At 71.3% G+C, this 22635-nt stretch carries 20 protein-coding genes; 11 read left to right on the top strand and 9 right to left on the bottom strand.

Annotated features, from left to right (window positions below):
• The first annotated feature begins 11 nt into the window (after positions 1–11).
• The 4 genes from sigM to trxA all read left to right on the top strand — a co-directional run bounded on the left by sigM (position 12) and on the right by trxA (position 3307).
• Positions 12–731, top strand: a complete 720-nt coding sequence (sigM, locus tag ACFVUY_RS01300) for an RNA polymerase sigma factor SigM (protein WP_387726588.1) — start codon at positions 12–14, stop codon at positions 729–731.
• Positions 728–1717 carry a hypothetical protein gene (locus ACFVUY_RS01295; protein WP_387726585.1) on the top strand — a complete coding sequence of 330 codons (990 nt, stop codon included), beginning with the start codon at positions 728–730 and terminating at the stop codon, positions 1715–1717. The genes sigM and ACFVUY_RS01295 overlap by 4 nt, the downstream gene beginning before the upstream one ends.
• A 173-nt stretch (positions 1718–1890) precedes the next feature.
• A complete protein-coding gene (gene trxB / locus ACFVUY_RS01290) occupies positions 1891–2853 on the top strand; it encodes a thioredoxin-disulfide reductase (RefSeq protein ID WP_387691293.1) in 963 nt (320 codons plus the stop codon).
• Positions 2854–2980: 127 nt separating this feature from the next.
• Positions 2981–3307: a thioredoxin gene (gene trxA / locus ACFVUY_RS01285; RefSeq protein WP_359909516.1), complete on the top strand. Its 327-nt coding sequence runs from the start codon at positions 2981–2983 to the stop codon at positions 3305–3307.
• A 161-nt stretch (positions 3308–3468) separates the two neighbouring features.
• On the opposite strand, the gene ACFVUY_RS01280 is transcribed toward trxA, so the two are convergent.
• From ACFVUY_RS01280 to rpmH, 9 genes are all read right to left on the bottom strand, one after another.
• A complete protein-coding gene (locus ACFVUY_RS01280) occupies positions 3469–4086 on the bottom strand; it encodes a GNAT family N-acetyltransferase (RefSeq protein ID WP_387726582.1) in 618 nt (205 codons plus the stop codon).
• A 129-nt stretch (positions 4087–4215) separates the two neighbouring features.
• Positions 4216–5256, bottom strand: a complete 1041-nt coding sequence (locus tag ACFVUY_RS01275; protein WP_387691290.1) for a ParB/RepB/Spo0J family partition protein — start codon at positions 5254–5256, stop codon at positions 4216–4218.
• Positions 5253–6197: a ParA family protein gene (locus tag ACFVUY_RS01270; RefSeq protein WP_359907026.1), complete on the bottom strand. Its 945-nt coding sequence runs from the start codon at positions 6195–6197 to the stop codon at positions 5253–5255. The genes ACFVUY_RS01275 and ACFVUY_RS01270 overlap by 4 nt, the downstream gene beginning before the upstream one ends.
• 303 nt (positions 6198–6500) lie before the next feature.
• Positions 6501–7319, bottom strand: a complete 819-nt coding sequence (rsmG, locus tag ACFVUY_RS01265; protein WP_359907009.1) for a 16S rRNA (guanine(527)-N(7))-methyltransferase RsmG — start codon at positions 7317–7319, stop codon at positions 6501–6503.
• 159 nt (positions 7320–7478) lie between these two features.
• Entirely contained in the window at positions 7479–8009 is a 531-nt protein-coding gene (locus ACFVUY_RS01260) for a protein jag (protein ID WP_387691287.1), read from the bottom strand.
• An 82-nt stretch (positions 8010–8091) separates the two neighbouring features.
• The gene (gene yidC, locus ACFVUY_RS01255) at positions 8092–9276 is read right to left on the bottom strand and encodes a membrane protein insertase YidC (RefSeq protein WP_387726579.1); all 1185 of its coding nucleotides are present in this window, start codon (positions 9274–9276) and stop codon (positions 8092–8094) included.
• Positions 9273–9644 (bottom strand): membrane protein insertion efficiency factor YidD, encoded by a 372-nt coding sequence (gene yidD / locus ACFVUY_RS01250; protein ID WP_224284463.1) that lies wholly within the window; start codon positions 9642–9644, stop codon positions 9273–9275. Before yidD ends, yidC begins: the two co-directional genes overlap by 4 nt.
• Positions 9641–10069: a ribonuclease P protein component gene (gene rnpA / locus ACFVUY_RS01245; RefSeq protein WP_049655849.1), complete on the bottom strand. Its 429-nt coding sequence runs from the start codon at positions 10067–10069 to the stop codon at positions 9641–9643. The genes yidD and rnpA overlap by 4 nt, the downstream gene beginning before the upstream one ends.
• 18 nt (positions 10070–10087) lie before the next feature.
• The gene (gene rpmH, locus ACFVUY_RS01240; RefSeq protein WP_030392420.1) at positions 10088–10225 is read right to left on the bottom strand and encodes a 50S ribosomal protein L34; all 138 of its coding nucleotides are present in this window, start codon (positions 10223–10225) and stop codon (positions 10088–10090) included.
• 353 nt (positions 10226–10578) lie between these two features.
• Here rpmH and dnaA point away from each other — a divergent pair, with 353 nt between their 5' ends.
• The 7 genes from dnaA to gyrA all read left to right on the top strand — a co-directional run bounded on the left by dnaA (position 10579) and on the right by gyrA (position 22604).
• A complete protein-coding gene (gene dnaA / locus ACFVUY_RS01235; RefSeq protein WP_387726576.1) occupies positions 10579–12441 on the top strand; it encodes a chromosomal replication initiator protein DnaA in 1863 nt (620 codons plus the stop codon).
• Positions 12442–13459: 1018 nt separating this feature from the next.
• A complete protein-coding gene (dnaN, locus tag ACFVUY_RS01230; RefSeq protein WP_074001900.1) occupies positions 13460–14590 on the top strand; it encodes a DNA polymerase III subunit beta in 1131 nt (376 codons plus the stop codon).
• 171 nt (positions 14591–14761) lie between these two features.
• Positions 14762–15637 (top strand): phosphogluconate dehydrogenase (NAD(+)-dependent, decarboxylating), encoded by an 876-nt coding sequence (gene gnd / locus ACFVUY_RS01225; RefSeq protein ID WP_359906995.1) that lies wholly within the window; start codon positions 14762–14764, stop codon positions 15635–15637.
• Positions 15638–15678: 41 nt separating this feature from the next.
• On the top strand, positions 15679–16812 hold the full coding sequence (gene recF, locus ACFVUY_RS01220) for a DNA replication/repair protein RecF (RefSeq protein ID WP_359906992.1): 1134 nt from the start codon (positions 15679–15681) through the stop codon (positions 16810–16812).
• A gap of 374 nt (positions 16813–17186) precedes the next feature.
• Complete coding sequence (locus ACFVUY_RS01215; protein ID WP_223244507.1) at positions 17187–17651, top strand: DciA family protein; 465 nt, start codon at positions 17187–17189, stop codon at positions 17649–17651.
• Between the two features lie 268 nt (positions 17652–17919).
• Complete coding sequence (gyrB, locus tag ACFVUY_RS01210) at positions 17920–19935, top strand: DNA topoisomerase (ATP-hydrolyzing) subunit B (RefSeq protein ID WP_387726573.1); 2016 nt, start codon at positions 17920–17922, stop codon at positions 19933–19935.
• Positions 19936–20066: 131 nt separating this feature from the next.
• Entirely contained in the window at positions 20067–22604 is a 2538-nt protein-coding gene (gene gyrA / locus ACFVUY_RS01205) for a DNA gyrase subunit A (RefSeq protein ID WP_387691445.1), read from the top strand.
• Positions 22605–22635 lie beyond the last annotated feature (31 nt).

Genomic DNA, 22635 nt, shown 5'->3' with positions numbered 1-22635 from the left:
GAGGGGTGACGGTGGCGGACGACGCGCACCCGACGGACGACGCGACGCTGCTCGCCCGGCACGTCGCCGGCGACCCGGCGGCCTTCGGTCTGCTGGTGGACCGCCACCGCGACCGGCTCTGGGCGGTCGCCCTGCGCACCCTGGGCGACCGCGAGGAGGCCGCCGACGCCCTCCAGGACGCCCTGGTCTCCGCCTTCCGCGCCGCCGCCGGCTTCCAGGGCCGCTCGGCGGTCACCACCTGGCTGCACCGGATCGTGGTCAACGCCTGCCTGGACCGCGCCCGGCGCGGCGCCACCCGCCGCACCACCCCGCTCGACGAGGACCCCCAGCGGCTGGACACCCTGGTCGGCAGCGCCGAGCCGGCCGACTTCCCGGTGGTCCGGGCCGAGCTGCACCGCGAACTGACCGCGGCGCTCGCCGAACTGCCCGCCGAGCAGCGGGCCGCACTGGTGCTGGTCGACATGCAGGGGTACCCGGTGGCCGAGGCGGCCGAACTGCTGGGCGTTCCGGTGGGCACCGTGAAGAGCCGCTGCGCGCGCGGCCGGGCCCGGCTCCTCCCCCTGGTCCGGCACCTGCGCGAGCCCGATGTTTCACGTGAAACAGCGCCCGCCCGCGGCTCGGCCCCACCGCGCCGCGACACCCGGGGGAACCCGAAGCCGCCCGGCACCGTCACAGGAGCGGGCCCGAGCACCGGCCGGACGGTCCTGGAAGGAGACGCGAGCACCCGATGAACGCCCACCCCTCCTTCCCCGACCCCGCCGAGGACCACCCCCCGATCGAGCGGCTGGCCGACCTCGCCGAAGGACTGATCGAGTCCCCGGACAGCGTCGGGGCCCTGCGCCGGCACCTGGACGGCTGCGCCGAGTGCCGGGAGACCGTCGACGCCCTCGCCGAGGTCCAGTCGCTGCTCGGCGACGTCGAGACCCCGCCGATGCCGGCCGACGTCGCCGCCCGACTGGACGCGGCGCTGGCCGAGGCCGCCGCCGCAGCCGCCGGGAGCGGCCGCGAGGCCGTCGAACCGGCTCAGGAGGCCCCCGCGGCCGACCACCGGGCCGAGGCCCCGGCCCGGTCCGCGCGTGCCGCCACGGCGCCCGCCACGCCCTCCTCCGCCGCCTCCCGGCCGGCTGCCCCGTCCGGCGACCGACCCGCCGGCCGGTCCGGCTCGGCCGTCGGGCCCGGCCGCGCCCGCCGCCGGCGGTTCGCCCTGCTGCTCGGCACGGCCGCCGCCCTGGCCGCCCTCGGGCTCGGCGGGGCACTGCTGCTCCACCCCGACGACGGGTCCGGCACGGTGGCGGCCACCGCGGGCGGCGCCCCGGCCGCCACCACCGACGGCCACGATGTCCGCGCCCCGCACACGGCGGGCGCCGGCACCGACTACCGCGACGACGAACTCGCCGCCCAGGTGCAGCAGTTGCTGGCGCGCTCGAAGAACGTCCCGGGACTGCTGGCCACCGGGCCCGCCCGGTCCGAGGGGGCCCCGCCCGCCGACGGCGGCCGCCCGGAGCCCGACTCGCCCTCCCCCGCCACCCCCAGCGGCCCGGGCTGCCCGGCACCCGCCTCCGGCACCCCGCTGGCCACCGACCGGGGCAGCTACCACGGCGCCCCGGTCGACGTCCTGGTCTACTCCCTGCCCGGCCGCCCCGGTTCCGTCGACGTCTACCTGCGCTCCCCCGACTGCGGCCCGGTCGTCCTGCACCAGGCCGTTCCCAGCCGCTGACCGGCGGTTCCCATGCGATCCACGCCGACGGCGGCACGCCGCTTCCGGACTTCGGGCGCCTGGTACTGATCCGCCTGGGAATGCGAGACACTGGTCAGTCGTTGTCCCGGGCGGCGGAGCAGGACCGCCCTCCCCGCAGCAAACGCGGGTCGCGATGCGAACCAGGAGAAGCAGTGAGCGACGTCCGTAACGTGATCATCATCGGTTCCGGCCCGGCCGGCTACACGGCCGCGCTCTACACGGCCCGTGCCTCCCTCAAGCCGCTGGTCTTCGAGGGGGCCGTGACCGCCGGTGGTGCGCTCATGAACACCACCGAGGTCGAGAACTTCCCGGGCTTCCGGGACGGCATCATGGGCCCCGAGCTGATGGACAACATGCGGGCCCAGGCCGAGCGCTTCGGCGCCGAGCTGATCCCCGACGACATCGTCGCGGTCGACCTCACCGGTGACATCAAGACCGTCACCGACTCCGAGGGCAACGTGCACAAGGCGCGCGCCGTGATCGTCACCACCGGCTCCCAGCACCGCAAGCTCGGTCTGCCGAACGAGGACAAGCTCTCCGGCCGTGGCGTCTCCTGGTGCGCCACCTGCGACGGCTTCTTCTTCCGCGACCAGGACATCGCGGTGGTCGGCGGCGGCGACACCGCCCTGGAGGAGGCGACCTTCCTCTCCCGCTTCGCCCGCAGCGTCACGATCATCCACCGCCGGGACACCCTGCGCGCCTCCAAGGCGATGCAGGAGCGCGCCTTCGCCGACCCGAAGATCCGCTTCGAGTGGGACAGCGCGGTCGAGGCCATCCACGGCGACCCGAAGCTGAGCGGCGTCACCCTGCGCGACACCACCACCGGCGAGACCCGCGAGCTGGCCGTCACCGGCCTGTTCATCGCCATCGGCCACGACCCGCGCACGGACCTCTTCAAGGGCCAGCTGGACCTGGACGCCGAGGGCTACCTCAAGGTCGAGGCCCCCTCGACCCGGACCAACATCCCGGGCGTCTTCGGCGCCGGCGACGTCGTCGACCACACCTACCGCCAGGCCATCACCGCCGCCGGCACCGGCTGCTCCTCCGCCCTGGACGCCGAGCGCTACCTGGCCGCGCTGGACGACCTGGAGGCCAAGGCCGCCGTCGCGGTCTGAGCCCCACCCTCCGCCCCACGGGGGTGTTCCACGTGAAACACCCCCGCCCCGGCCGGGCAGAAACAGAACGGGCCCACCCGTTGTTCTCCTGGCAGCAGCCCCCTCCGTCCGAACCCGAGGAGTTCCCGTGGCCGGCGCCACCACTACCGTCACCGACGCGACGTTCGAGCAGGACGTCCTGAAGAGCGAGAAGCCCGTACTGGTCGACTTCTGGGCCACCTGGTGCGGCCCGTGCCGCCAGGTCGCCCCGGTCCTGGACGACATCGCGGCCGAGCACGGCGAGAAGCTGACCATCGCCAAGCTGGACGTGGACGCCAACCAGGCGACCGCCGCCAAGTACGGCGTCATCTCGATCCCGACCCTGATCGTCTACAAGGACGGCGAGCCGGTGAAGTCCATCACCGGTGCCCGCCCGAAGGCCGCGCTGCTGCGCGAGCTGGCCGAGTTCATCTAGGTCTTCCGGTCGTCGACCGCACGGCGGCGGGGCTCCCCTCGGTGGGGAGTCCCGCCGCCGTCGTTTCCGGGCCCTCCGGGCGCCCCTGGAGACGCCCGCCGCGAAGCCCGCGGCAACGCCCTCCGGTGGCGCCCTACCGAGGCGCCCTACCGAGGTGCCCGCTAGAACGGTCGCAGCGCGGGCTCCTTGCGCCCGCCGCCCAACAGCCGTTCCAGCGCCCCCTCCACATCACCCCGCCAGGAGAGCGTCGTCCGCGCCTCCAGACGCAGCCGCGGGTAGCGCTGGTGCGGGCGGACGGTCTTGAAGCCGACCGCGAGCAGGTGGTCGGCCGGCAGCACGCAGCTGGTCGGCACCCGCCCGGACGAGCCGAAGGCCTCGATCGCCCGCACCCCCCGCCCGATCAGGTCCTTGGCCACCGTCTGCACCAGCACCCGGCCGAGACCCTGGCGCTGGTAGCCCGGCAGCACCCGGCTGACCATCAGCTGAACGGCGTCCGCCGACACCGGGCTGGTCGGGAAGGACTGCGAGCGGGGGACGTAGGCGGGCGGTGCGTAGAGCACGAACCCGGCGGGCCGGTCGTCCACGTAGACGATCCGCCCGCAGGAGCCCCACTCCAGCAGCACCGTGGAGATCCACCCCTCCTTCTCCAGCTCCGGCTTGCCCGCCTCCATCGCCTCCTTCGCGCTGACCGGGTCCAGCTCCCAGAACACGCAGGAGCGACAGCCGTTCGGCAGGTCCCCGAGGTTGTCCAGCGTCAGCGGAGCGATCCGCCGTCCCATGGCCGCACCTCCTCCCTCTCACGGTCGAGCATTCCCCCACGAACGCCGATGGGTGCATGTTTCACGTGAAACAGCGCTCACGTGGAACACGCACCCATCGGGTCGTTGCCCTCGGCCGGCCGGTCCGGCTCAGCCCTGCGACAGCCGCAGACCGTCCTCACCCGGGGCCATGCTGTCCAGGATCCGGTTCAGGTCCTCCACCGAGCCGAACTCCAGCACCACCTTGCCCTTGCCCAGCCTCCCGCCGCGCTGCGACACCTCGACCTTGACCCGGGTGTCGAAGCGGTCGGACAGCCGGCTCGCCAGGTCGTTGAAGGCCGGGGAGTTCAGCTTGCCCGCCTTCGGCGCCTGACGCTTGGGCTCCTCCGGTTCCTCCGAGCGCATCAGCACGACGATCTCCTCGACGTTGCGCACCGTGAGGCCCTCGGCGATGACCCGCGCGGCCAGCCGCTCCTGCTGCTCGGGCCCCGGCAGGCCGAGCAGCGCCCGGGCGTGTCCGGCCATCAGCGTCCCGGCCACCAGCCGGGTCTGGACGGACGGCGGGAGCTTCATCAGCCGCAGGGTGTTGGAGACGTGCGTACGGGAGCGGCCGATCCGGTCGGCCAGCTCCTCGTGGGTGCAGGCGAAGTCCCGCAGCAGCTGGTCGTAGGCGGCCGCCTCCTCCACCGGGTTCAGCTCGGCGCGGTGCAGGTTCTCCAGGAGGGCGTCCAGCAGCAGCTTGTCGTCCTCGGTGGCCCGGACGATCGCCGGGATCCGCTCCAGCCCGGCCTCCCGGGAGGCGCGCCAGCGGCGCTCGCCCATGATCAGCTCGAAGCTGTCCGCACCGACCTGGCGGACCACGATCGGCTGGAGCAGCCCGACCTCCTTGATGGAGGTGACCAGCTCGGCCAGCTTGTCCTCGTCGAAGACCTCACGCGGCTGGCGCGGGTTCGGGGTGATCGCGTCCAGCGGCAGCTCGGCGAAGTACGCACCGGCCGGCTGCGCCTGCTCGGCCCGCTTCTCCGCGGCCGCCCGGGCCGCCACCGTGCCGCGGCCGCTCGGCAGCGGCGTCACCGAGGCCGGTGCGGGCGCGGCTGCCGCGGGCTTCGCCTCCGCCCCGCCGTCCACCGGCGCGGCGGGGCGGATCAACGCCTCCAGCCCTCGTCCCAGACCAACCCTGCGAGCACTCACTGATGACCCTCCGTCGTGCCGTGCTGTGCCACCGGGGCGCCGTGCCCCTGCTGGCCGTCCCGCTGCTGACCCACCAGCGAGCCGCCCTGGCCCACCGCACGCAGCGCGAGCTCGCGGGCGGCCTCCAGGTAGGAGAGCGCCCCGGTCGAGCCCGGGTCGTAGGTGAGCACCGTCTGCCCGTAACTGGGCGCCTCCGAGATGCGCACCGAGCGCGGGATCGCCGTGCTCAGCACCTCTTGGTGGAAGTGGGTCCGGACCTCTTCGGCGACCTGGGCGGCCAGCCTGGTCCGGGCGTCGTACATGGTGAGCAGGATGGTCGACACGTGCAGTGCGGGATTGAGGTGCGCGCGCACCAGCTCGACGTTGCGCAGCAGCTGGCCGAGGCCCTCCAGGGCGTAGTACTCGCACTGGATCGGGATCATCACCTCCTGGCCGGCGACCAGGGCGTTGACCGTCAGCAGACCCAGCGAGGGCGGACAGTCGATCAGGATGTAGTCGAGCGGCTGCTCGTAGGCGGCGATGGCCCGCTGGAGCCGGCTCTCCCGGGCCACCAGGGAGACCAGCTCGATCTCTGCGCCGGCCAGGTCGATGGTGGCGGGGACGCAGAACAGCCCCTCGACGTCGTGCACCGGCTGCACCACGTCGGCCAGCGGCTTGCCCTCCACCAGGACGTCGTAGATGGACGGCACCTCGGCGTGGTGGTCGATGCCGAGCGCCGTGGAGGCGTTGCCCTGCGGGTCGAGGTCGACGACCAGGACGCGCAGGCCGTGCATGGCGAGCGAGGCGGCCATGTTCACGGTGGTGGTGGTCTTGCCCACCCCACCCTTCTGGTTGGCGACCACGATCACCCGGGTGGCGGCCGGCCGGGGCAGTCCCTCGCCCGCTCGGCCGATCGCCTGAACCGCAGCCTGGGCAGCCCGTGCGATGGGCGTGTCATCGATCTGGTCGACGGTCTCCGAGTCCTGCATGGGGGTCAGTGTTTCACGTGAAACCGGAGCGGCAACAGTCGCCGCCCGGTCACGGCGGAGGATGCCCGAGAGCAAGGAGCGACGTTTCACGTGAAACACCATGCCCGCTATGCCGGAAATCTGACGTTGCGACACTCCGGTGTCCCGGGGGCACCACCCGGCCGAACGCCGGGGGACCATCGGCCCGTCCGCCACCTGGACGACGACGGGCGGACGGTCCTCCCTCGCAGGAGGCCCGTCCGCCCGTGTTCGGTACGTCTTCGGCGTCGCGCCGGATCAGCGGCTGCGGCGCCGCCCGCCCCGGCCGCGCTCGCCGTTCCGGACGCTCGCGGTGCGACCCGCCCGGGCCGCCTTGGCCCGCCGGGTGGCCGCCTTCACCCCGCCGGGGCTCTCCCCCGCCTTCACCTGGATCACCCGGGTCGAGGTCTCCAGGGTGCCCTCGCCGACCGCGATGACGCTCCACTCGACCGCACCCAGCCTGGCCAGGCCGGCCCGCGATTCGGCCAGCTCCTGCTCCGCGCTGTCGCCCTTGAGCGCCAGCATCTGTCCGTGCGGACGCAGCAGCGGCATGCCCCAGCCGGCCAGCCGGTCCAGCGGCGCCACCGCCCGGGCGGTCACCACGTCCACCGCGAGCTTGCCGACCATCTCCTCCGCGCGACCGCGCAGCACCGTGACGTTGTCCAGGCCCAGCTCCCGGACGACCTCCTCCAGGAAGGTGGTCCGGCGCAGCAGCGGCTCCAGCAGCGTCACCGAGACGTCCGGACGGGCCAGCGCCACCGGGATGCCCGGCAGGCCGGCCCCGGAGCCGACGTCGCACAGGGTGGTGCCGGCGGGCAGCAGTTCGGCCAGCACCGCGCAGTTCAGCACGTGGCGGTCCCAGAGCCGGGGCACCTCGCGGGGCCCGATCAGTCCGCGCTGCACGCCCGCGGTGGCCAGCAGCTCCGTGTAGCGGACCGCGGCGTCGTAGCGTTCCCCGAAAACCTCCCGGGCGACGGCCGGCGCCTCGGACAGCTGGTCCAGCTCGGTGGCCCGCCCCTCAGCGGCCGGGTCCACGTCCGCCCCCGGCCGGCCGGCAGCCGCGTTCTCCGTGTCCATCTCGACCTCTCCGATCCCCGGATCCACCGACCCGCTCAACGCACTGTTTCACGTGAAACATCCCAGAAGGGACGACGACCCCGCCCGCACGAGGCGGACGGGGTCACGTCCGGTGAAGCTCTCCGGCCGCCACGGCGGCCGGTCGTCGACCTGACGGCCTCAGACCGGCAGCACGACCACGAACCGCTGGGGCTCTTCGCCCTCGGACTCGCTGCGCAGGCCGGCCGCGGCGACCGCGTCGTGGACGACCTTGCGCTCGAAGGGAGTCATCGGCCGCAGCTTGACCTGCTCGCCACTGCTCTTGGCCTGCTCCGCGGCCTCGGCCCCGAGCACCGCCAGCTCCTCGCGCTTGCGGGCCCGGAAGCCGGCAATGTCCAGCATGAGGCGGCTGCGCTCGCCGGTCTCCCGGTGGACAGCCAACCGGGTCAGCTCCTGGAGGGCCTCCAGCACCTCGCCGTCCTGGCCGACCAGGCGCTGCAGCGCGCGGTCGTTGCCGTCACTGACGATGGAGACCAGGGCGCGGTCGCCCTCGACGTCCATGTCGATGTCACCGTCGAGGTCGGCGATGTCGAGCAGACCCTCCAGGTAGTCCGCCGCGATGTCGCCCTCCTGCTCCAGACGGGAGATGAGGCTCTCGTCGGAACTGGCGGCGGTCTCGGCCTCGACGGCGGAGGTGGTGCCTTCCGTCACTGATGGACTCCTTCGGAGATGGGCCCGTCTGCCGGGCCGGGAACGAAGCTCTTCGCGGCTGTCACAACAGGCTTGGGGCCGGTCAGGACTTCTTCTTCGGCCGCTGGCCGCCACCGCGCTTCGGCTGCTGCCGGGTGCCCTGCTTGGTACCGGCCGGCTTGGCCGTGCTCTGCTTGGCGGCCGCCGGCTTGCCACCGGCATCGGCCGGGGAGTCCGCCGGGGCGGTGTCGGCCGGAGCTGCGTCGGCGGGCTCCTCGGCCGCGGCGTCCTTGCCCGGCTCCACGGTCGGCTGTCCGACGCCGCCCTGCTGGCGCTGGGCCTTGCTCTGCCGACGGGGCTGCTGGCGGCGCGCCTGCACCGACTCCTCGACCACCGCGGCGGCGCTGGCCGCCTCGCTCACGGCCGCCTTGGACGGGGGCAGCATGCCCCAGAGCGCGCCCTTGATCTCCGTACCGTCCGGACGCAGTCGGCCGGCCTTCTTCAGACGCTCCTGGCGCTCCTGGAAGGCCATGCTGCCCGGGGTCGGGTTGTTGTGGATGACGATCAGCTGCTGGCCCATCGACCAGACGTTGGTGGTCAGCCAGTAGACCAGGACACCGACCGGGAAGTTGATGCCCATCACGGCGAACATGATCGGGAAGACGTACATCAGCATCTTCTGCTGCTGCATGAACGGCGTCTTCACCGTGAGGTCGACGTTCTTGGTCATCAGCTGGCGCTGGGTGACGAACTGCGACAGCGACATCAGGATGATCATCACGGCGGTGACGATCTTGACGCTGGTCTCGGGGCTGCCGACGAAGGTCGCGGAGAGCGGGGCGCCGAAGATGTGCGCCTTGCCGGCGCTCACCAGCAGGTCACCGTGGATGACACCGATGTCCTGACCCTTGGCGACCTTGGCGAGCACGCCGTAGAGGGCGGTGAAGAACGGCGCCTGCACGATGATGGGAAGGCAGCTGGAGAACGGGTTGGTACCCGCCTCCTTGTACAGCTTCATCATCTCTTCGGACTGGCGCTGCCGGTCGTTCTTGTAGCGCTCCTGGATGGCCTTCATCTTCGGCTGGATCGCCTGCATGGCCCGGGTCGCCTTGATCTGCTTCACGAAGAGCGGGATCAGGCAGATCCGGATGACGACCACCATCGAGGCGATGGCGAGACCCCAGGCCCAGCCACCGTCCGGGTCGAAGATGTGGCTGTACAGCGAGTGGAACTGGACGATGATCCAGGACACCGCTGTGTACAGGGGATTCAGGAAGGAGAAGGTCACCGGTCAGGCTCCTTGGACAGGTGGATTGGCCGCACGGGACCAATGGTCGCCGGGCCCTCGGGGTCCGGACCGGCGGGGGTGGCGGTCACCGGGTCTCCGGTGGCGGACCGGCTCTTCAGCCAGTCCCGCAACCGCCGGTGCCACACCGGATGCTTGCGCGGCGGGACATGATCGACCCCGCCGGGCGTCCACGGATTGCAGCGCAGGATGCGCCACGCGGTCAGCCCGCCGCCTTTCACCGCCCCGTGCACCTTCACGGCCTCGTAGCCGTAGTGCGAGCAGGAGGGGTAATAACGGCAGACCGGACCGAGCAGTGGGCTGATGGTCCACTGGTAGACCCTGATCAGACCCATCAGCAGGTACTTCATCGACCTGCTCCCGTCGGCGCCGTGGCGGCGGGCTCCGTCCTCAGCAACCGCTTGAGTGCCGCGTCCAGGTCACGTTCGAGGTCCTGGTACGAGGCGGTCGCGGCCTGGGGCAGCGCACGCACCACTATCAGGCTACCGGCGGGCAGCCTGGACAGACGATCACGAACGAGGTGACGCAACCGGCGCTTGACCAGATTGCGGACGACCGCCGGGCCAACGGCCTTGCTCACGACGAAACCCGCACGCGCCGAAGGAGTCCCCTCGGCGACGTGCGGGCGGGAGTCGCTGGTCCGGTCGGTCTGCCCCTGCGGGTCACCGTCTCTGCTGAGATGGACGACCAGAAGGGGCCGGCCGGCCCGACGACCGCGTTTCACCGCGGTCGCGAAGTCCTGGCGCCGCCGCAGCCGATTCTCGGAGGGCAGCACAACAGACTCTGGCGCGGATCAGGCGGACAGGCTGGTGCGGCCCTTGCCACGGCGGGCGGCCAGGATGGCACGGCCGGCGCGGGTACGCATACGCAGCCGGAAGCCGTGGGTCTTCGCGCGACGACGGTTGTTCGGCTGGAAGGTGCGCTTGCTCACTCGGGGGCTCCTGAGGTGAATCGTAGGATGACGGGGAATCGCTTGGCCGTCACCGTGCGTCCGCGTGATCTCCCCTGATTCGGAAATCCGGCCCATCGCCCCAGTTCGGCTGGGGTCTGAGGCAATCCACGGCGCCCGTGCTGCGCGCCTTATGGAGCGGGTGGACCCGCGGACATGCGGCAGCGGCCATCGACAACTCGACCTGGTTACGGTACGCGGGACGGGGCACGGGGGTCAAACCAGCCCGCGATCGCCCGTCTTACCCACAGCCTGTGGACAACGACTTGATCCCGCCCTGTTCGCTGACTACCGTTGCAGAACTTGTCTGGTTTGTTCTTGGAAAGCGTGCACCAGTGGCTGATGTCAACAGCGACCTCGTCCCGGTCTGGGCCAGGGTCGTCGAGCGGCTGGTCAACGACCCCGATGTCGGGGAGATGGACAAACAGTGGGTGCAGCGCACCCAGCCGATGTGGATGATGCACGACACCGCCCTGCTGGCGACCCCGAACGAGCGGGCCAAGCAGGTGCTGGAGGGCCGGCTGCTGCCGCAGCTGACCGAGGCCCTCAGCCGTGAGCTCAGCCGCCCGGTCCGGATCGCCGTGATGGTCGACGCCAACGCGGTGCCGACCACGCCCGCACCCGCCCCCCAGTCCCCCGCCGAGCCCTACCCGGGCCCGGCCGAGGAGGACGCCCCCGACTACGGCGGCCAGGACTACCCGCAGTCGTACGAACACGGCCAGCCGTACGAGCAGGGCCACCCCTACGAGCAGGGGCAGGGGCAGCCGTACGAGCAGGACTACGAGCGGCCCCGCTACGACACCGGCGGCTACGACCCGCGCCAGGCCCCGTACGGCGGCCCCGGCGGCGGCCAGGGCTGGCAGGGCTACCAGGAGCAGCCGCCCGCCTACCGCGACCCGGAGGAGCCCGCGCCCCGCCAGGCGCCGCGGCCCGTCCCCGGCCCGCCCGCGACCACCCAGGGCGACCTCTTCGGCGGCGCCTACGGCCCCGGCCCGAACGAGCAGCCGCGGGCCGGCGCCGGCCGCCGGACCGGCGGTTCCCGCCCCACCGGCGGCCGTCCCGCGGAGAAGGCCTCCCCGGAGCGCTCCGCCGAGCGTCCCGGCGTCCCCGGGGTGCCCGCCCCGCCCGGCGCTCCCCCGGCCGGCGGCTCCCGCAAGGACGAGCCGGCCGCCCGGCTGAACCCCAAGTACCTGTTCGACACCTTCGTGATCGGCGCCAGCAACCGCTTCGCGCACGCGGCGGCGGTGGCGGTCGCCGAGGCCCCGGCCAAGGCGTACAACCCGCTCTTCATCTACGGCGAGTCCGGGCTGGGCAAGACCCACCTGCTGCACGCCATCGGGCACTACTCGCGCAGCCTCTTCCCGGGCACCCGGGTGCGCTACGTGTCCTCGGAGGAGTTCACCAACGAGTTCATCAACTCGATCCGGGACGGCAAGGCGGACACCTTCCGCCGCCGCTACCGGGACATGGACATCCTGCTCGTGGACGACATCCAGTTCCTCGCGAGCAAGGAGTCCACGCAGGAGGAGTTCTTCCACACCTTCAACACCCTGCACAACGCGAACAAGCAGATCGTCCTCTCCTCGGACCGGCCGCCCAAGCTGCTGACCACGCTGGAGGACCGGCTGCGCAACCGCTTCGAGTGGGGTCTGATCACCGACGTCACCCCGCCGGAGCTGGAGACCCGGATCGCGATCCTGCGCAAGAAGGCGATCCAGGAACAACTCAACGCTCCCGCCGACGTGTTGGAGTTCATCGCCTCCCGGATCACCCGCAACATCCGGGAGTTGGAGGGCGCCCTGATCCGGGTCACCGCCTTCGCCAACCTCAACCGGGCCCCGGTGGACCTGGAGTTGGCCGGGATCGTCCTCAAGGACCTGATCCCCGGCGGGGACGAGGACGCCGGCCCGGAGATCACCGCGCAGGTCATCATGCAGCAGACCGCCGCGTACTTCGGCCTGGGGGTGGACGACCTCTGCGGATCCTCGCGCAGCCGCGTGCTGGTGACGGCCCGGCAGATCGCGATGTACCTCTGCCGTGAGCTCACCGACCTCTCGCTGCCGAAGATCGGTGCGCAGTTCGGCGGCCGCGACCACACCACGGTGATGCACGCGGACCGCAAGATCCGCTCGCTGATGGCCGAGCGCCGCTCGATCTACAACCAGGTCACCGAACTCACCAACCGCATCAAGAGCTAGCCGACGCCGGGTCGTACCGTGCCGTGTCGTGCCGGGTGCCAAGCGGCGCCGCACAGCACGCGGCGAGGCACTGCGCGACACCCGGTACGGCACGACGAGGCACGGCCCCAGGGCGTCAGGAGCGAATCCTGACGCCCTTTCGCACGTCCACAGGTGTGCGGCGCGCGCCGGCTGGGCAGGGATGCCGTCGACGGACGTTCCGCCAGTCCACAGCCCGCGCCGAACAACTGACCGGTGATTCGAAAACCGAGGGCGCGCAAGGCCGTTGTCCACAGGACCGGCCCCTTCTCCACCGTCCACAGGGTGGGGAGTGCGGAGTTATCCAGAATTCGTCCACAGGCCCGTCACCGCTACGCTCTTCCGCGCAGGTCAAGTGCCTGTGGACTTGTGCACAACGGTTATCCACAGGCTGTGGACAGTTGACGGGCCGCCACTGGGCCGTCCGGGTTATCCACCGGTTGTCCCCAGGGGAAGGGCGGTTATCCCCAGGTTGTCCACAGCGGCGTCCACAGTTCGACAACCGTGGGCTACCGTTCATACCCTGGTGTGAAAGGCGTCACGAAAAGTTGACCGGCGCCCGTGGATAACCGGGCCCGGATCTGGGGACAGCCCTGGGGATAACCTGTGGATACCCAGCGTGGCCTGTGGGTAACGCTCGGCTGTCCACAGCGAGGCCTGCCCGTCCACAGCCGCCGTCCACAGCCGCTGTGGACAAAATTCGGGCTCTGACCTGGGGAAACGGGGTTATCCACGGTTTCCACAGGCCCTACTACTACCACTACACATTTAGACCCCGGACTTGCTTTCAAAGTGGGTGGGCCCCGAATCTGTGGACAACCGGTCTCCGACAACCGTTCGGGTTGCTTGCGCCCGTCTGCCCCGCCTGTCGGCGGAGTACGTCAGACTGTCCTTGCGACTGGAAGCGGAGTGACCGAGCTCGGCGGACAGCCGAACCGACGATCAAGATCAGACGAACCAGAGTGCGAGCGGGAGCGCTCGATCCAGGAGGCGGTTACCGGTGAAGTTCCGGGTGGAGCGTGACGTCCTCGCGGAGGCGGTGGCCTGGGCTGCCCGCAGCCTCCCGGCACGGCCGCCGGTGCCGGTGCTGGCCGGCCTGCTGCTGACCGCGCAGGAGGGCAGTCTGGCGCTGTCCGGCTTCGACTACGAGGTCTCGGCCCGGGTCGAGCTGGAGGCGGACGTCGAGGAGGCCGGCACCGTCCTGGTCTCCGGCCGGCTGCTGAACGACATCTCCCGCAACCTCCCCAACCGGCCGGTGGAGATCTCCACCGACGGCCAGCGCGTCAGCGTGGTCTGCGGCAGCTCCCGCTTCACCCTCCCCACCCTCCCGGTGGACGAGTACCCCGCGCTCCCCCAGATGCCGACCGCCACCGGCACCGTCTCCGGCGACGTCTTCGCCTCGGCCGTCAGCCAGGCCGCGGTCGCCGCCGGCCGGGACGACACCCTCCCGGTGCTCACCGGTGTCCGGGTCGAGATCGAGGGCGACCGGATCACCCTGGCCGCCACCGACCGCTACCGCTTCGCCGTCCGCGAGCTGCTGTGGAAGCCCGAGCAGTCGGACATCTCCGCCGTCGCGCTGGTCCCGGCCAAGACCCTCCAGGACATCGCCAAGTCCCTGGGCAGCGGCGACAACGTCTCCATCGCGCTCTCCTCGGGCGGCGCGGGCGAGGGCCTGATCGGTTTCGAGGGCGCCGGCCGTCGGACCACCACCCGGCTGCTGGAGGGCGAGTTCCCCAAGTTCCGCAGCCTGTTCCCGACCGAGTTCAACGCGATCGCCGCGATCCAGACCCAGCCCTTCCTGGAGGCGCTCAAGCGCGTCTCGCTGGTCGCCGAGCGCAACACCCCGGTCCGCCTCAACTTCGAGGAGGGCGTGCTGACCCTGGAGGCCGGTTCGGGCGACGACGCCCAGGCCACCGAGCGGATCGAGGCCTCCCTGGAGGGCGACGCCATCTCGATCGCCTTCAACCCGGGCTACCTGGAGGAGGGCCTCAAAGCCATCGACTCCCCCTTCGCCCAGCTCAGCTTCACCACCCCGACCAAGCCCGCGCTGCTCAGCGGCAAGGTCTCGGTGGACGCCGAGGAGGACAAGGCCTATCAGTACCTGATCATGCCGGTCCGCCTCTCCGGCTGATCCCGCCGCGTCCTACCGTCCACAGGCTGTGCACACCCGCTGTGCACAGCCTGTGGACGTCTCCCCCACCCGGCCCGACCGCAGACGGCCGGGTCCGCTCCAGCGCGTAGGCTCAAGGAGTGCGGCAACGGCGCCGCCGGCAGGCACGTCACCACAGGTAAGGACTTGGTCATGGAGCTCGGCCTCATCGGTCTCGGCAAGATGGGCGGCAACATGCGCGAGCGGATCCGCCGCGCCGGCCACACCGTCATCGGGTACGACCGCAACCCGGACATCTCCGACGTCGACAGCCTCCAGGAGCTCGTCACCAAGCTCCAGGGCCCGCGCGTGGTCTGGGTCATGGTCCCGGCCGGCGCCGCCACCCAGGCCACCGTCGACGAGCTCGCCGAGCTGCTCTCCCCCGGCGACGTGGTGGTCGACGGCGGCAACTCCCGTTGGACCGACGACATCAAGCACGCCGAGGCGCTGGCCGCCAAGGGCATCGGCTTCGTGGACTGCGGTGTCTCCGGCGGCGTCTGGGGCCTGGAGAACGGCTACGCGCTGATGTACGGCGGCGACGCCGAGCACGTCGCCAAGGCCCAGCCGGTCTTCGACGCCCTCAAGCCCGAGGGCGAGTTCGGCTCGGTGCACGCGGGTGCCGTGGGCGCCGGCCACTTCGCCAAGATGGTCCACAACGGCATCGAGTACGCGATGATGCAGGCCTTCGCCGAGGGCTGGGAGCTGCTGGAGGCCGCCCCCGAGGTCACCGACGTGCGCGAGGTCTTCCGCAGCTGGCAGGAGGGCACCGTCATCCGCTCCTGGCTGCTGGACCTGTCCGTCCGCGCCCTGGACGAGGACGAGCACCTGGACAAGCTGCGCGGCTGGGCCGCCGACTCCGGCGAGGGCCGCTGGACCGTCGAGGCCGCGATCGACCACGCCGTGCCGCTGCCGGCCATCACCGCCTCGCTGTTCGCCCGCTTCGCCTCCCGTCAGGAGGACTCGCCGCAGATGAAGATGATCGCCGCGCTGCGCAACCAGTTCGGCGGCCACGCGGTCGAGTCCAAGTAACCAGCAGGTCCTCCACAAGAAGGCGGGCGCAGTCCACAGCCATGCACGTCGCGCATCTGTCGCTCGCCGACTTCCGGTCGTACGCCCGGGCCGAGGTTCCCCTCGACCCGGGCGTGACCGCCTTCGTCGGACCGAACGGCCAGGGCAAGACCAACCTGGTCGAGGCGATCGGCTACGTCGCCACCCTGGGCAGCCACCGGGTCGCCACCGACGCCCCGCTGATCCGGCTGGGCGCCGAGCGGGCGGTGGTCCGCACCTCGGTGGTGGACCGCGGCCGCTCCACCCTGATCGAGCTGGAGCTCACCCCGGGCAAGGCCAACCGGGCCCGGATCAACCGCTCCGACAACGTCCGCCCGCGCGACGTGCTGGGCCTGCTGCGAACCGTGCTGTTCGCCCCCGAGGACCTCAGCCTGGTCAAGGGGGATCCGGGCGAGCGGCGGCGCTTCCTGGACGAGCTGCTGACCGCCCGGGCACCCCGGCTGGCCGGGGTGCGGCAGGACTACGAGCGGGTGCTCAAGCAGCGCAACGCCCTGCTGAAAACCGCCGCGATGGCCCGCCGGGCCGGCGGCGGCAAGGGCGCCGACCTGTCCACCCTGGAGGTCTGGGACGGCCATCTCGCCCGCGCCGGCGCCGAGTTGACGGCCTTCCGGATCCAGCTGGTGGCCGCCCTGCAGCCGCTGGTGGCGGCCGCGTACGGGCAGCTCGCCCCGGGCGGCGGCGACACCGCCCTGGAGTACCGCAGCTCCTTCGAGGGCGAACTGCCGACCAGTCGCGAGCAGGCCGAGGAGCAGCTGCTGAACGCGCTGCAGGCGGCCCGCAAGCAGGAGGTCGATCGCGGCGTCACCCTGGTCGGCCCGCACCGCGACGAGCTGCTGCTCAGGCTCGGCCCGCTGCCCGCCAAGGGCTACGCCAGCCATGGCGAGTCCTGGTCGTTCGCGCTGGCGCTGCGGCTGGCCTCGTACGAGCTGCTGCGCGCCGACGGCGGCGAGCCGGTGCTGATCCTGGACGACGTGTTCGCCGAGCTGGACGCCGCCCGCCGGGACCGGCTGGCCGAGCTGGTGGCCGACGGGGAGCAGGTGCTGGTGACCGCGGCGGTCGCCGAGGACGTGCCGAAGGCGCTGGCCGGCGCCCGGTTCGCGGTCTCCGACGGCGCGGTGCGCCGGATCGACGCCTGACCGGGCGCTCTTCCACCGGCGGCTTCCGCCCGGGTACCCCCTTCACCGGAGCCGGCGGTGCCCCCGCTCGCCGGTGTCCCCTTTCACCGGTGCCGCCGCACCCGGACCACCACACCGCCGTCACCGCACCGCGACCACTTCCGTGCACCGCCCACCCCCGCTCCGGTCCGAGGGGTCCGGCCGCTCCCGTAGGCTGGACGGCTCGGCGGGCGCGACCGCGACCGTTGTCCACAGGCTGGGGAAAGGAGATCGCCGTGAGCGAGCCGGCGGAGCACTCCCCCAGGTCCGGAGCTCCCAAGCCCGGAGCACCCCGGTCCGACGCCGCCGAGCCCGGCGCTCCCGCGCCGACCGGTGCCGACCTCGCCCGCTCCGCGCTGCGGGCGGCCCGTGCCCAGGCCCGCCAGCGCGGTGAGCAGGTCCGCGAGAAGCGCGAGGCGAAGCGGCACGGCCTGCGCAGCGGTGCCCGCTCGGACGGCCGCGACCCGGTCCCGCTGGGCGCGGCACTCAACCGGCTGCTGACCGAGCGCGGCTGGGAGTCCTCGGCCGCCGTCGGCGGGGTGATGGGCCGCTGGCCGCAGATCGTCGGCCCGGACATCGCCGCGCACTGCCATCCCTCCTCCTACGACGAGGCCGCCGCGGTGCTCACCGTGCAGTGCGACTCCACCGCCTGGGCCACCCAACTGCGCTGGCTGGCACGGCAGTTGGTGGCCCGTCTGAACCACGAGCTGGGGCACGGGACGGTCCGGACCATCAAGGTGCTCGGCCCGGCGGCGCCCGCCCGCGGCTACGGCCGGCTGCGTGCGCCGGGGAGCAAGGGGCCGGGCGACACCTGGGGCTGACCGGGGGACCGGGCGGCCGCCGGGGGGACGGATCGGACGACGATCTTCCGGAATCCCTGACAGCCCTTCCAGGCGCCCTGGGCCCCCCGGTCGAGTATCGGGACATGTGCAGAGGGGATTCAGGGCGGCATATCTGCCCTCAAGGGCTGCCAAACGCCCATCTATGTCAGTCGTACCGGTAGACTGAGAGCCAAACACTGTTGCTAGTGGCAACCGAGTCGAAACGCTGTGGTCGCACGCCCGCCCGCACGGGGTGGGCGTGCGGCCCGTGCTGTGCCAGAGAGGGCGCTTCGTGGCCGATTCCGGCAACCCCAGCCAGACCCCAGACCAGTCCGAGCAGGCTTCCTACACCGGTAGCAACATCCAGGTGCTGGAAGGCCTCGACGCCGTCCGCAAGCGCCCCGGCATGTACATCGGTTCGACGGGCGAGCGCGGCCTGCACCACCTGGTGCAGGAGGTCGTGGACAACTCCGTCGACGAGGCGATGGCCGGGTACGCCGACACCATCGACGTCACGATCATGGCCGACGGCGCCATCCGCTGCGTCGACAACGGCCGCGGCATCCCGGTGGACATCGTCCCCGGCCAGGACAAGCCCGCCGTCGAGGTCGTGCTCACCGTCCTGCACGCCGGCGGCAAGTTCGGCGGCGGCGGGTACGCCGTCTCCGGCGGTCTGCACGGTGTCGGCGTGTCCGTGGTGAACGCGCTGTCCACCCGGCTCTCGGTGGAGATCCACAAGGACGGCCACATCTGGACCCAGGACTACAAGATGGGTGCCCCGGCCGCCCCCCTCGTCAAGGGCGCGGAGACCGACCGCACCGGCACCACGGTGACCTTCTGGGCCGACGCCGACATCTTCGAGACCACCGTCTACTCCTTCGAGACGCTCTCCCGGCGCTTCCAGGAGATGGCCTTCCTCAACAAGGGCCTGTCGATCTCACTGACCGACGAGCGCCCCGAGCACGCGGACGAGGACGGCAAGCCGCTCACCGTCACGTACAAGTACGACGGCGGCATCGCCGACTTCGTCGCCCACCTCAACTCCCGCAAGGGCGAGGTCGTCCACCCCTCGGTGATCGACTTCGAGGCGGAGGACAAGGACAAGGCGATCTCGGTGGAGATCGCGATGCAGTGGAACTCCTCCTACACCGAGGGGGTCTACAGCTTCGCCAACACCATCCACACCCACGGCGGCGGCACCCACGAGGAGGGTTTCCGCGCGGCGCTGACCGGCCTGGTCAACCGCTACGCGCGGGACAAGAAGCTGCTCCGGGAGAAGGACGACAACCTCTCCGGCGAGGACATCCGCGAGGGCCTGACCGCGATCATCTCGGTCAAGCTCGGCGAGCCGCAGTTCGAGGGCCAGACCAAGGACAAGCTCGGCAACACCGAGGCCAAGACCTTCGTCCAGAAGGTCGTCCACGAGCACCTCAACGACTGGCTGGACCGCAACCCCAACGAGGCCGCGGACATCATCCGCAAGTCCATCCAGGCCGCCACCGCGCGCGTCGCCGCCCGCAAGGCCCGCGACCTGACGCGCCGCAAGGGCCTGCTGGAGTCCGCCTCGCTGCCGGGCAAGCTCTCCGACTGCCAGTCGAAGGACCCGTCCGAGTGCGAGATCTTCATCGTCGAGGGTGACTCCGCCGGCGGCTCGGCCAAGCAGGGCCGCGACCCGCGCACCCAGGCCATCCTGCCGATCCGCGGCAAGATCCTGAACGTCGAGAAGGCCCGGATCGACAAGGTCCTCCAGAACACCGAGGTCCAGGCGCTGATCTCGGCGTTCGGCTGCGGCATCCAGGAGGACTACGACGAGTCCAAGCTGCGGTACCACAAGATCGTGCTGATGGCCGACGCCGATGTCGACGGACAGCACATCCGTACCCTGCTGCTGACCCTGCTGTTCCGCTTCATGCGGCCGCTGGTCGAGTCCGGGTACGTCTACCTCGCGATGCCCCCGCTGTACAAGATCAAGTGGGGCAAGGACGACTTCGAGTACGCCTACTCCGACCGCGAGCGCGACGCCGTGATCGCCTCCGGGGTGGCGGCCGGGCGCCGGCTGCCCAAGGACGACGCGATCCAGCGCTTCAAGGGTCTCGGCGAGATGAACGCCGAGGAGCTCCGGGTCACCACCATGGACGTCGAGCACCGGCTGCTGCTCCAGGTCACCCTGGAGGACGCCGCCCGCGCCGACGAGCTGTTCTCCGTGCTGATGGGCGAGGACGTCGAGGCCCGCCGCTCCTTCATCCAGCGCAACGCCAAGGACGTCCGCTTCCTGGACGTGTGACGCCTGCACCCCAGGCCCCGCACGTTCCAGTCCGCGTGAAAGGAAACTGACCACCAGTGGTCGACGACAACCGTCCCGAAGGCGAACAGCCCGAGACTCCCGAAGCCGCCGAGGCCACCGCCCAGGTGACGATGCGGATCGAGCCGGTCGAGCTCGAGACCGAGATGCAGCGCTCGTACCTCGACTACGCGATGAGCGTGATCGTCAGCCGTGCGCTGCCCGAGGTCCGCGACGGCCTCAAGCCGGTGCACCGCCGCGTGCTCTACGCGATGTACGACGGCGGGTACCGCCCCGAGAAGGGCTACTACAAGTGCGCCCGCGTCGTCGGCGACGTCATGGGCAACTACCACCCGCACGGTGACACCTCGATCTACGACACCGTGGTCCGCCTGGCCCAGCCGTGGTCGATGCGGATGCCGCTGGTGGACGGCAACGGCAACTTCGGCTCCCCGGGCAACGACCCGGCGGCGGCCATGCGCTACACCGAGTGCAAGATGATGCCGCTCGCCATGGAGATGATGCGCGACATCGACGAGGAGACCGTCGACTTCGCGGCCAACTACGACGGCCGCTCACAGGAGCCCACCGTCCTGCCCGCGCGCATCCCCAACCTGCTGGTCAACGGTGCCACCGGCATCGCGGTCGGCATGGCCACCAACATCCCGCCGCACAACCTCCGCGAGGTCGCCTCCGGCGCGCTCTGGTACCTGGAGAACCCGGAGGCCTCCGCCGAGGAGCTGCTGGACGCCCTGGTCGAGCGGATCAAGGGCCCGGACTTCCCCACTGGCGCGCTGATCGTCGGCCGCCGCGGCATCGACGACTACTACCGCACCGGCCGCGGCTCGGTCACCATGCGCGCCGTGGTCGAGGTCGAGGAGATCCAGGGCCGCCAGTGCCTGGTGATCACCGAGCTGCCGTACCAGGTCAACCCGGACAACCTCGCGCTGAAGATCGCCGACCTGGTGAAGGACGGCAAGATCGCCGGCATCGCCGACGTCCGCGACGAGTCCTCCTCGCGCACCGGCCAGCGCCTGGTCGTCGTGCTCAAGCGCGACGCCGTCGCCAAGGTGGTGCTGAACAACCTCTACAAGCACACCGAGCTGCAGACCAACTTCGGCGCCAACATGCTGGCCCTGGTCGACGGCGTGCCGCGCACCCTGTCGCTGGACGCCTTCATCCGGCACTGGGTCAACCACCAGGTCGAGGTCATCGTCCGGCGCACCACCTTCCGGCTGCGCAAGGCCGAGGAGCGCGCCCACATCCTGCGCGCGCTGCTCAAGGCCCTGGACCTGATCGACGAGGTCATCGCGCTGATCCGGGCCTCGGCCAGCGCCGACGCCGCCCGCACCGGCCTGATGGGCCTGCTCGACATCGACGAGCTCCAGGCCAACGCCATCCTGGAGATGCAGCTGCGCCGGCTGGCCGCCCTGGAGCGCCAGCGGATCATGGACGAGCACGACGAGCTCCAGCGCAAGATCGACGAGTACAACGCGATCCTGGCCTCGCCGACCCGTCAGCGGGAGATCATCTCCGAGGAGCTCACCGCGATCGTCGAGAAGTACGGCGACGAGCGGCGCTCCACCCTCATCCCCTCCGACGGCGACCTCTCCATCGAGGACCTCATCGCCGAGGAGGACATCGTCGTCACCATCACCCGTGGCGGCTACGTCAAGCGGACCCGCTCCGACCTCTACCGCTCGCAGAAGCGCGGCGGCAAGGGCGTGCGCGGTGCCCAGCTGAAGCAGGACGACATCGTCGACCACTTCTTCGTGACGACGACCCACAACTGGATCCTGTTCTTCACCAACAAGGGCCGGGTCTACCGGGCCAAGGGCTACGAGCTGCCGGACGCCGGGCGCGACGCCCGCGGCCAGCACGTGGCCAACCTGCTGGCCTTCCAGCCGGACGAGCACATCGCCCAGGTGATGGCCGTCCGCACCTACGAGGACAAGCCGTACCTGGTCCTCGCCACCCGGGCCGGCCTGGTGAAGAAGTCCGCGCTCAAGGACTACGACTCGCCGCGCTCCGGCGGCCTGATCGCGATCAACCTGCGCCAGGACGAGGAGGGCCAGGACGACGAGCTGATCGGCGCCGAGCTGGTCTCCGCCGAGGACGACCTGCTGCTGGTCTCCAAGAAGGCCCAGTCGATCCGCTTCACCGCGACCGACGACGCCCTGCGCCCCACCGGCCGCGCCACCTCCGGCGTCAAGGGCATGGCGTTCCGGGAGGACGACGAACTGCTGTCGATGAACGTCGTCCGTCCGGGTACCTATGTCTTCACCGCCACTGACGGCGGGTACGCCAAGCGGACCGGTGTGGACGAGTACCGTGTCCAGGGGCGCGGCGGCTACGGCACCAAGGCGGCGAAGATCGTCGAGGGCCGGGGCTCGCTGGTCGGCGCGCTCGTGGTCGACGAATCCGACGAGATCATGGCGATCACCCTCTCGGGTGGGGTGATCCGCACGAGGGTTTCCGAGGTTCGTGAAACCGGACGTGACACCATGGGCGTCCAACTGATCAACCTCGGAAAGCGCGACGCGGTCGTGGGCATGGCCCGCAACGCGGAGGCCGAGGACGAGGAGACGGCGGAGGACGAGGTGGCGGGTACCGAGTCCACCGAGACGGCCGAGGGCGCGGTGACGGCGGTCGACGGAGACGTCGAGGCCTGAACCGAACCGCAGACCGGTGCCGCCGCGTCCC

It is taken from the genome of Kitasatospora sp. NPDC058063 (assembly GCF_042885395.1).
GTDB classification, from domain to species: Bacteria; Actinomycetota; Actinomycetes; order Streptomycetales; family Streptomycetaceae; genus Kitasatospora; species Kitasatospora lactacystinica.
The sequence above is the reverse complement of the archived record's forward strand: the minus strand, read 5'-3'. Positions and strand labels throughout refer to the sequence as shown.

What these genes read in the sequence shown, in the direction of transcription:
- gyrA (WP_387691445.1), top strand. Translation starts at nt 20,067, where the DNA reads ATGCGGATCGAGCCGGTCGAGCTCGAGACCGAGATGCAGCGCTCGTAC.
- rsmG (WP_359907009.1), bottom strand. Translation starts at nt 7,319, where the DNA reads ATGGACACGGAGAACGCGGCTGCCGGCCGGCCGGGGGCGGACGTGGAC.
- yidD (WP_224284463.1), bottom strand. Translation starts at nt 9,644, where the DNA reads ATGAAGTACCTGCTGATGGGTCTGATCAGGGTCTACCAGTGGACCATC.
- recF (WP_359906992.1), top strand. Translation starts at nt 15,679, where the DNA reads ATGCACGTCGCGCATCTGTCGCTCGCCGACTTCCGGTCGTACGCCCGG.
- ACFVUY_RS01295 (WP_387726585.1), top strand. Translation starts at nt 728, where the DNA reads ATGAACGCCCACCCCTCCTTCCCCGACCCCGCCGAGGACCACCCCCCG.
- gnd (WP_359906995.1), top strand. Translation starts at nt 14,762, where the DNA reads ATGGAGCTCGGCCTCATCGGTCTCGGCAAGATGGGCGGCAACATGCGC.
- ACFVUY_RS01280 (WP_387726582.1), bottom strand. Translation starts at nt 4,086, where the DNA reads ATGGGACGGCGGATCGCTCCGCTGACGCTGGACAACCTCGGGGACCTG.